Origin of the sequence: Streptomyces actinomycinicus (genome assembly GCF_016741775.1) — a bacterium.
GTDB lineage: Bacteria > Actinomycetota > Actinomycetes > Streptomycetales > Streptomycetaceae > Streptomyces > Streptomyces actinomycinicus.
In genome coordinates, this window is record NZ_JAERRK010000004.1 from 281,814 (window position 1) to 292,802 (window position 10,989).

The window sequence follows — 10,989 nt, forward strand, 5'->3', positions numbered from 1 at the left end:
GGACACGGTCCTCAGCTGAAGCTGCCGAGTTCGTCGTCCAGGATGCCGAACAGCTCGTCGGCGGTGGCGGTCTCCAGTCCCGCGCCGCCTGTGGGACCGGCCCCCTCGTCCCGCCATTCCCCGGTGCCGTCCCAGCGTGCGCTGAGGGCGCGGAGCCGGGCGGCCACCCGGGCCCGCTGCTCCTGGTCCGGCGCGGCAGCAGCCAGCGCGTCGCCCAGTACCGCCTCCAGCCGCACCACTTCGGCCTCGATGTCGACGAGGTCGCCGGAGGGGTCCCCGCCGAGTTCCTCGAAGAGGTACCGGGCGAGGGCGTCGGAGGTCGGGTGGTCGAAGGTGAGCGTGGTGGACAGCCGCAGACCGGTGTCGGCGCCGAGCCGGTTGCGCAGTTCCAGGGCGGCGAGCGAGTCCACGCCCAGGTCGCCCAGGGAGCGCTGGGGGTCGACGGCGCCGCCGGAGCCGTGTCCGAGGACGTCGGCGACATGACCGCACACCGTCTCCACCAGCAGCCGCAGCGCGTCGGCGGACGCCAGCCGGGCCAGCCGCTCGGGCAGCGACTCGGCGGGGGCCGGTGCCCCGGTGGCCGCCGCCCGGGCGGTGCGGCGTACGGCCGCCGGGGCGAGGCCCCGGACCAGGGCGGGAGCGTCCTCGGTGACCTGGACGTGGACCGGCAGCAGTAGAGCGGGGCCGGCGTCCGGGCTGCCGGCAGCGGTCAGCGCACGGTCGAACAGGGCCAGTGCCCGGTCCGCGGGCAGCGGCAGGATTCCGTCGCGGGCCAGCCGGCGCAGCTCGGTCTCACCGAGCCCGGCCGCCATGCCGTCCCCGGTGTCCCACAGCCCCCAGCCGAGCGAGAGGGCAGGGAGCCCCTCGGTGCGGCGCAGCGCGGCGAGGGCGTCCAGGAAGGCGTTCCCCGCCGCGTAGTTGGCCTGACCCGCGGCGCCCAGGGTGCCGGCCGCGGAGGAGAACAGGACGAAGGCGGCGAGGCCGAGGTCCCGGGTCAGCTCGTGCAGGTGCCAGGCGGCGTCGGCCTTGGGCCGCATCACCGCCTCCAGCCGCTGTGGCGTGAGGTCGGTGAGCAGTCCGTCGTCCAAGACGCCCGCGGCGTGCACCACGGCGGTCAGCGGGTGCTCGGCCGGCACGGAGGCGAGCAGTGCGGCGAGCGCTGCCCGGTCGGTGACGTCGCAGGCGGCGACGGTCACCGTCGCGCCCAGGGCGGCCAGGTCGTCCAGGGCGCCGGGCTCGGGGAGGCGTCCGCCGCGGGCGGCCAGCAGCAGACGGCGTACGCCGTGCCGGGTGACCAGGTGCCGGGCGAGGAGCCGGCCGAGGCTGCCGGTGCCTCCGGTGACGAGGACGGTGCCGCCCGGGTCCAGGCCGGGCGATCCGTCCTGCTCCGCGTCGGGCGTCCGGGCGAGTTCGGGCACGTACACCGTGCCCGCCCGCAGGGCGAGTTCGGGTGCGCCGGTGGCGACGGCCGCCGGAAGCACGGCGGCCGAGGCCGGGTCGTCGTCGGTGTCGACGAGCACGAAGCGGCCGGGGTGCTCGACCGCCGCCGCCCGCACCAGGCCCCAGAGCACGGCCTGGGCGGGGTCGGGCGCGGCGCCGGCGTGGACCGCGACCGCGGACCGGGTGAGGACCACCAGCGGCTCTGTGTCCGGGGCGTCGGCGAGGTGCCGGCGCAGTGCGGTGAGTGCCTGAACGGCGGTACGGCGGGCCACCGCGGGCGGTTCGGTGCCGTCGCCGGTGCCGGCGGGCACGGTGAGGGTGCCGGGCCCGGGCGCCGTGTCGTCTGCGCTGTCGGCGGTCACGGTCAGGGTGCGGGGTTCGGGCCCCGTGCCGTCGCCGGCGTCGGCGGTCACGGCGCCGGGTTCAGGCGCCGTGCCGGTGTCGGCGGGCACGGTCAAGGTGCGGGGTTCGGGTGCCGTGGCGTCGGCGCTGACCGCCTGCGCGGTCCAGCGCACCCCGAACAGGTCGCCGGGTGCGGGCGTCGCCGCGTCGAGCTGCTCGGCGGTCACCTGGCGGATGCGCAGGGACGTCACCTCGGCCACGGGTTCCCCGGCGCCGTCGTACAGGCGCAGGGTCATGTGGTCGGTACCGTGCGGGGTCAGGCGCAGCCGTACCGCCGTGGCCCCGGTCGCGTACAGGGTGACGCCTTCCCAGGAGAAGGGCAGGGTCATCACCGTCGGGTCCTGGCCGTCGAGCAGGTCGATGGCGTGCAGGGTGGAGTCGAGCAGCGCCGGGTGCAGTCCGAAGCCGTCGGCCGCGTCCGGGTCCGGCAGGGCGAGTTCGGCGCAGATCTCCTCGCCGAGCCGCCAGGCGCCGCGCAGGCAACGGAACGACGGGCCGTAGTGGTAGCCCTGTCCGGCCAGGTGGCCGTAGGTGCCGGTGACGTCGACGGGGACGGCTCCGGCGGGGGGCCAGGCGGTCTCGGCGGGCGGTTCGGGTGCGGTGCGCGGGGCGAGAACGCCGGTGGCGTGCCGGGTCCACTCGCCGTCCGCGCTCTCCGGGCGGGCGTGCACGGTCAGTTGCCGGCGGCCGTCGGCGTCGGGGGCCCCGGCGGCCACCTGGAGGTGGACGGCGCCGTGCTCGGGCAGGGCGAGTGGCCGTTCGAGGGTGAGTTCGTCGACCTGCGGGCATCCGGTGCGGTCGCCGGCCCGGACGGCCAGTTCCACGAAGGCGCTGCCCGGGACGAGGACGACGCCCGCCACGGCGTGGTCGGCGAGCCAGGGGTGGGTGGCCAGGGACAGTCGTCCGGTCAGGGCCGTCCGGTCGTCTCCGGCCAGCTCCACGGCGGCGCCGAGCATGGGGTGCCCGGCCGGGGCCTGGCCGAGACCGGCCGCGTCGGTGGCGGCGCCGGGCTCGTCGTCCAGCCACAGCCGCCGGCGCTGGAAGGCGTAGGTCGGCAGGTCGGTGCGGCGGGCGCCGGTGCCGGCGAACACCTGCTGCCAGGCGACGCCCAGCCCGCGGACGTAGGCGGTGCCGAGCAGCGTCGCGAAGGTCTGCTGCTCGTCGCGGTCGCGGCGCAGGGCGGGGACGAACGCCGTCCGGTCGGTGTCGATGACGGCGTGTGCGCCCAGGGCGGTCAGGACGGCGTCGGGGCCGAGTTCGAGGAAGGTGCGCACGCCGTCGGCCTCCAGTGTGCGGACGCCGTCGCCGAAGCGGACGGCCTCGCGGACGTGCCGGACCCAGTACGCGGGGTCGCACACCTGGTCCGCGCCGGCCCGCGCTCCGGTCACGTTGGAGACGAGGGCGATCGCGGGCGGCGCGTACCGCAGTTCACGGGCCGTCTTCTCGAACTCCGTCAGCATCGGGTCCATCAGCGGGGAGTGGAAGGCGTGGCTGACCCGCAGCCGCTTGGTACGGCGTCCGGGGAAGGCCTTGGCCACGGCGTCCACGGCGGTCCCGGTGCCGGAGACGACGACGGCGCGGGGGCCGTTGACGGCGGCGACGGACACGTCGGGGCCGAGGTGGGGCAGCACCTCGTCCTCGGTGGCGTCGAGGGCGAGCATCGCTCCCCCGGCGGGCAGCGCCTGCATCAGCCGGCCGCGCGCGGCGACCAGCCGGGCGGCGTCCGCCAGGTCCCAGACGCCGGCGACGTGCGCGGCGGTGAGTTCGCCGATGGAGTGGCCTGCCAGCCAGTCCGGGCGGACGCCGTGGAACTCGAGCAGCCGGTACAGGGCGGTCTCCACGGCGAACAGGGCGCACTGCGTGTAGAGGGTCCGGTCGAGCAGGCCGGCCTCCTCGGTGCCGGGCCCGGCCCACATCACGTCCTTCAGCGGGCGGTCGAGGTGGGTGTCGAGTGCCTGGCAGGCGGCGTCGAGGGCCTGCCGGAAGGCGGGGTGGGCGGCGTACAGGCCGCGGCCCATGCCCGCGCGCTGGGCACCCTGGCCGGTGAAGAGGAAGGCGGCCTTTCCGTCGGCGGGCCGGCCACGGAGCACGCCGTCGGCGGCGGATCCGTCGGCCAGCGCGGTGAGACCCGCGAGGAGTTCGTCCCGGTCGCGGGCGACGACGGCGCCGCGGTGGGTGAGGGCGGCCCGGCCGGTGGCCAGGGAGTGGGCGAGGTCGGGCAGGGGCCGGTCGGAGACCGTACGCAGCCGTGCGGCCTGGGCGGCAAGCGCCTCCTCGCTCGCGCCGGAGAGCACGAGGGGCAGGACGGGGGTCCGCACCGGTTCCCCGGCCGGTGCGGGGACCTCGGCCGGTGCGGGGACCTCGGCCGGTGCGGGGACCCCGGCCGGTGCGGGGACCCCGGCCGGTGCGGGGACCCCGGCCGGTGCGGAGACCCCGGCCGGTGCGGGGACCCCGGCCGGTGCGGGGACCCCGGCCGGTGCGGGGACCCCGGCCGGTGCCTCCTCGAGGATCGCGTGCACGTTGGTGCCGCTGATGCCGAAGGACGACACGCCGGCGCGGCGCGGGCGGTCCGTCGCCGGCCAGTCACGCTCCTCGGTCAGCAGGCGCACGTCGCCGGCGTCCCAGTCGACCTTGGTGGACGGCTGGTCGACGTGCAGGGTCCGCGGCAGCACGCCGTGACGCATCGCCAGCACCATCTTGATGACGCCCGCGACACCGGCCGCGGCCTGGGTGTGCCCGATGTTGGACTTCACCGACCCCAGCCACAGCGGGACACCGGCGGGCCGGTCCTGGCCGTAGGTCGCCAGCAGCGCCTGTGCCTCGATCGGGTCGCCCAGCGTCGTACCGGTACCGTGCGCCTCCACCACGTCCACATCGGCGGCCGACAGCCGGGCCGCCGCCAGCGCCTGCCGGATCACCCGCTGCTGCGAAGGCCCGTTCGGTGCCGTCAGCCCGTTCGAGGCACCGTCCTGGTTCACCGCGGAACCACGCACGACGGCCAGCACCTCGTGCCCGTTGCGCCGGGCATCCGACAACCGCTCCAGCACGAGCACCCCGGCGCCCTCGGACAGGGCCGTGCCGTCCGCGGCGTCGGCGAAGGACTTGGCGTGGCCGTCGGCGGCGAGGTTGCGCTGCCTGCTGAAGTCCACGAACGTGTCGACGGTCGACATCACGGACACACCGCCGGCCAGCGCCAGGGTGCACTCGCCCTGCCGCAGCGCCTGGGCGGCCAGGTGCAGCGCCACCAGGGACGAGGAGCAGGCCGTGTCGACGGTGAGCGTCGGGCCCTCCAGGCCCAGGGCGTAGGCGACCCGGCCGGAGGCCACGCTGCCGAGGCTGCCGTTGCCGAGGTAGTCGCGCACGGAGTCGGGGACGCGCCGCAGGCGGCTGCCGTAGTCGTGGTACATGACGCCCGCGAAGACGCCGGTGCGACTGCCGCGCACGGAGTGGGGGTCGATGCCGGCCCGCTCCAGCGCCTCCCAGGACGTCTCCAGCAGCAGCCGCTGCTGCGGATCCATGGCCAGGGCCTCACGGGGTCCGATGCCGAAGAACTCGGGGTCGAAGTCGGCGGCGTCGTACAGGAATCCGCCCGCCCGGGTGGAGGAGTGGCCGGCCTTGCCGGGCTCCGGGTCGTACAGGCCGTCCAGGTCCCAGCCGCGGTCGGCGGGGAAGGCGCCGATGCCGTCGCCGCCGTCGGCCAGCAGCCGCCACAGTTCCTCGGGGGTGCTGACGCCGCCCGGGTAACGGCAGGCCATGGCGACGATGGCGACCGGCTCGTCCGGCCCCTGGACGGTGACTTCGGCGACGGACTCGGCCTGCGTGCCGAGGAGTTCCGTCCGCAGGTGGGCCACGAGCGCGCCGGCGTCGGGGTAGTCGAAGACGAGGGTGGCGGGCAGGCGCAGGCCGACGGCCTCGCCGAGGCGGTTGCGCAGTTCCACCGCGGTCAGCGAGTCGAAGCCCACCTCGCGGAAGGAGCGGCGCGGGTCGAGCGTCATGTCGCTGCCGTGGCCGAGCACGGCGGCGACCTGCGTGCGGATCAGTTCCATGAGGGCCGCGTCGCGTTCGGCGGGACCGAGGGCCGCCAGCCGGTCGGCGAGCGACGAGGAGTCCGTGCGGGAGGCCGCCGTACGGCGAACGGGGGCCGGTACCAGGCCGCGCAGCACCGGCGGAACACCGGTGGCGCGGCGCAGCGCGGTCAGGTCCAGGCCGACGGGGAGCAGCAGCGGCTCGTCGGCGGCCAGGGCGGCGTCGAGCAGGCGCAGGCCCTGTTCGGTGGGGAGGGGGCGGATGCCGGCGCGCCCCATGCGGGCCACGTCGGCGTCGGTGAGGTGGGCGGTCATGCCGGTCCGCTGCTCCCAGAAGCCCCAGGCCAGGGAGTGGGCGGGGAGGCCGTGGTGCCTGCGGTGGGCGGCCAGGGCGTCGAGGTAGGCGTTGGCGGCGGCGTAGCCGGACTGTCCGGCGCCGTCGACCGTTCCGGCGGCGGAGGAGAACAGGACGAACGCGGCGAGGCCGAGGTCGCGGGTCAGCTCGTGCAGGTGCCGGGCGGCGTCCGCCTTGGGGCGCAGCACGGCGTCCAGGCGTTCGGGCGTCTGGTCGGTCACCAGCCCGTCGTCGAGGACGCCGGCGAGGTGGACGACCGCGGTCAGCGGGCGGTCGGGCGGTGTCTCGGCGAGGAGCCGGGCCAGCTGGTCCCGGTCGGCGGCGTCGCAGCGGGCCACGACGGTCTCCGCGTCCAGGTCGGCGAAGTCGTCGGCGGCGGTGCCGCTGCGCCCGGCCAGCACCAGGCGGCGGACTCCGTGCTCGCGGACCAGGTGGCGGGCGACCAGGGCGCCCAGCACTCCGGTGCCGCCGGTGATCAGTACGGTGCCGTCCGGGTCGAGGGCCGGCGCCAGGCCCTGCGGGGTGGTGCGGGCCAGCCGGGGCACGTGCACGGTGCCCTCGCGCAGGGCGAGTTGGGGCTCGTCGCTCGCCGCGGCGGCGGCCACCGCGGCAGCGGCGTCGTCGCCGTCGGCGTCCACGAGCACGAACCGCCCGGGGTGCTCGCCCTGCGCGGCCCGGACCAGGCCCCACACGGCGGCACCCGCCAGGTCGGTGACGTCCTCCTCCCCCACGGCCGCGGCGCCCCGGGTGAGCACCAGCAGCGTGGCGGAGGCGGTGCGTTCGTCGGCCAGCCATGCCTGTACGGCGGCCAGGGCCCGCCGGGCCGCCGGGCGCGGGTCGGGGCCGTCGCCGCCGGCCCGCAGCACCGCCCACGCGGGCAGGGTGGCGAGCGCCGCCGGGCCCCGTTCGTCCAGGACGGCGTGTCCGGGTGCGGGCGCCTCGGGCACCGGCAGCACCGGCCAGTCCAGGTGGTACAGGTCGTCGGTGCGGACGCTCGCGGTGAGGGCGGCGGGGTCGACGGGCCGTGAGACCAGGGCCTCGACCTCGGCGACGGGGGCGCCCGTGGGGTCGGCCAGCTGGAGGGCCGGCGTTCCCCCGTCGTGCAGCCGGACCCGCAGGGCGGTGGCCCCGGCCGCGTAGAGCGAGACGCCGGTCCAGGCGAACGGCAGCCGGGCGGTGTCCTGGCCGTCGGTACCGGCTCCGTCCGTGACCGGCCCGTCCGTGGCGGCCCCGTCCGTGACCGCCCCGTCTGTGGCGGCCCCGCGCGTGCCGAGGCCGTCGGCGTGCAGGGCGGCGTCGAACAGGGCCGGGTGCAGGGCGAAGGCACCGGCGTCGGTGCCTGCGGGGAGTTCGACCTCGGCGAAGGTCTCGTCGCCGCGCCGCCAGACCGCGCGCAGCCCCTGGAAAGCGGGCCCGTAGTCGTAGCCGAGGCCGGCCAGGTGGGCGTAGGCGTCGTCGGCCGGTACGGGTTCGGAGCCCGGGGGCGGCCAGGCCGACAGGTCGAAGGCGGGCGGTGCGGTCTGCGGGGCGAGCAGGCCGGTGGCGTGCAGGATCCAGGGGGTGTCGTCGGCACCCTCGGGGCGGGAGTGGACGGTCAGCGCGCGGTGGCCGGTGTCGTCGGGGGCGGCCACGTGCAGTTGCAGCTGGACCGCGCCCCGGTCCGGGAGCACCAGCGGCACCTGGAGGGTGAGTTCGGCGAGGTGCCCGCAGCCGAGGTCGTGACCGGCGCCGAGCGCCAGCTCCACGAGGGCGGTGCCGGGCAGCAGGGTGGTGCCGGACACGGCGTGGTCGGCGAGCCAGGGGGCGGTGACGGTGGTGAGGCGGCCGGTGAACAGGGTGCCGCCCTCGGCGACCGGGACGGCGGCCCCCAGCAGCGGGTGGCCGGTGGCCCGCAGCCCGGCGGCGGTGACGTCGCCGGTGGAGCCGGACCGGCCGAGCCAGTACCGCTCGCGCTGGAAGGCGTAGGTGGGCAGGTCGGCGGAGCGTACCGGCATGCCGTCGAACACGGCCGACCAGTCGACCGGGACGCCGGCGACGAAGGCTTCGCCCAGGGCGGCCAGGACGCGTTCCGGGCCGCCGTCGTCGCGCTGCAGCGAGCCGAGGCCCGTGATGTCGGCGTCCGCCGCGTCGGCGGTCTCCGCGATGCTGTGCAGGAGCACGGGGTGCGGACTGCACTCGACGAAGACCCCGTACCGGGCGTCGAGCAGGGTGCGCGTGGTCTGCTCGAACAGCACGCTCTGCCGCAGGTTGGTGTACCAGTAGCCGGCGTCGAGGCCGGTGGTGTCGAGCCGGGCGCCGGTGACGGTGGAGTAGAACGGCACCTCGGCGGGCCGGGCCCGAACCCCTGCCAGGTCGTTGAGCAGGCGTTCCCGGATCGACTCGACGTGCGCGCTGTGCGAGGCGTAGTCCACCGGGAGCCGCTTGGCACGGTCGCCGCCGGCCACCACGGTCTCGCGGATCTCGTCCAGTGCGTCGGCGTCACCGGACAGCACCACGGAGGAGGTGCCGTTGACCGCGGCCACCGAGACGCGGCCGTCGTACGCGGCGACGAGGTCGCGCACCCGGGCCTCGGGCAGGGCCACGGACATCATGCCGCCGCGGCCGGACAGTTCGCGTGCGATGGCCCGGCTGCGCAGGGCCACGACGCGGGCGCCGTCGGCGAGGGAGAGCGCGCCGGCCACGCAGGCGGCGGCGATCTCGCCCTGGGAGTGGCCGATCACGGCCGCCGGCCGGACCCCGTGGGCGCGCCACACCTCGGCGAGCGACACCATGATCGCCCACAGCACGGGCTGGACGACGTCCACCCGCTCCAGCGGCTGCCGGGCCCGTACGGCCTCGAGGAGGTCCCAGTCGGTGACGGGCCCGAGGGCCGCGGCGCAGTCGGCCATGCGCGCGGCGAACACCGGTGAGGTCTCGAGGAGTTCGGCGGCCATGCCGGTCCACTGGGAGCCCTGGCCGGGGAAGACGAAGGCGATCCGGGACTCACCCGCCGGCCGTCCGCGGACCGTGTTCGGCGCGGTGGCGCCCTCGGCGAGTGCGGTCAGTCCGGCGGTGAGGGCGGGCAGGTCGGCGCCGGTGACGACCGCCCGCTCGTCGAGTGCGGCACGCCCGGTGGCCAGGGTGTGGGCGACGTCGGGGACGGGGTCGGTGCCGGTGGCGAGGTGGTCGAGGAGGCGGCGCGCCTGGGCGGCGAGGCCCTGCTCGGTCCTGCCGGACAGCACCAGCGGCAGCGGGCCGGTCCAGGACGGCTCCTGCGCGCGGGGGTCCTCCTCGGGCGCGGCCTCGACGATGACGTGGGCGTTGGTGCCGCTGATGCCGAACGACGACACGGCGGCGCGGCGGGGCTCGCCGTCGGCCGGCCAGTCGCGGGCCTCGGCGAGCAGCTCGACGGCGCCGGCCGTCCAGTCGACCTGGGAGGTCGGCCGCTCTGCGTGCAGGGTCCTGGGCAGCCGGCCGTGCCGCATGGCCATCACCGTCTTGATGACGCCCGCGACACCGGCGGCGGCCTGCGTGTGCCCGATGTTGGACTTCACCGAGCCCAGCCACAGCGGGGCACCCGGGGCCCGGTCCTGGCCGTAGGTGGCCAGCAGCGCCTGTGCCTCGATCGGGTCGCCGAGCGGCGTGCCGGTGCCGTGGGCCTCGACGGCGTGCACCTGGCGGGGTTCCAGGCGGGCGTTGGCGAGGGCCGCGCGGATGACACGCTGCTGGGAGGGGCCGTTGGGGGCGGTGAGCCCGTTCGAGGCGCCGTCCTGGTTGACGGCGGTGCCGCGCACCACGGCCAGCACCTTGTGGCCGTTGCGCCGGGCGTCGGAGAGCCGTTCCAGCAGGAGCAGGCCGGCGCCCTCGCCCCAGCCGGTGCCGTCGGCGCCCTCCGCGAAGGACTTGCAGCGGCCGTCCTCGGCGAGGCCCCGCTGGCGGGAGAAGTCGATGAACGTGTCGGGCGTGGACATCACGGTCACACCGCCCGCGAGGGCGAGGCTGCACTCGCCGGTGCGCAGCGCCTGCACGGCGAGGTGGAGGGCGACGAGCGAGGAGGAGCAGGCGGTGTCGACGGTGACGGCCGGCCCCTCCAGGCCGAGGATGTAGGACACGCGCCCGGAGGCGACGCTGCCCAGGTTGCCGTTGCCGAGGTAGCCCTCGACGCCCTCCGGTGCCTCGGTGAGCCAGCTGCCGTAGTCGTGGTACATCACGCCCGCGTAGATACCGGTGCGGCTGCCCTTGAGGGTGTGCGGGTCGATGCCGGCGCGTTCGAACGCCTCCCAGGCGGTCTCCAGCAGCAGCCGCTGCTGGGGGTCCATGGCGAGTGCCTCGCGCGGGCTGATGCCGAAGAAGCCGGGGTCGAACTGCGCCGCGTCGTACAGGAACCCGCCCTCGCGGACGTGGGTCCTGCCGGGGGCGTCGGGGTCGGGGTCGTAGATGCCCTCGACGTCCCAGCCGCGGTCCTCCGGGAAGTCCCCGACGGCGTCCGTGCCGGAGTCGACCAGGTGCCACAGCTGCTCGGGGGTGGTGACGCCGCCGGGGTAGCGGCAGCTCATCGCGACGATCGCTACGGGTTCGAGCGCCGCCTCGGTGATCCGGTCGTTCTGCCGGCGCAGCCGCTCGTTCTCGAGCAATGACTCGCGCAGCGCCTCGACGATCTGCTCGACGGATGTGTCCACGGTCGGTGTCGCTCCCTGCTGGCTCGGCGGCGCTGGTGACGCGGCGGAGGGCGCGCCGGGAACAGTGGCCCGGTGCCGGACGCGGCGCGTCGTCCGGCACGGGAGGGGT

At 76.5% G+C, this 10,989-nt stretch carries 1 protein-coding gene; it reads right to left on the reverse strand.

The genetic code is table 11. From position 1 onward, the window contains the following. Window positions 1-11 precede the first annotated feature (11 nt). Complete coding sequence (locus JK359_RS10815; protein WP_201834357.1) at window positions 12-10,880, reverse strand: type I polyketide synthase; 10,869 nt, start codon at window positions 10,878-10,880, stop codon at window positions 12-14. Window positions 10,881-10,989 lie beyond the last annotated feature (109 nt).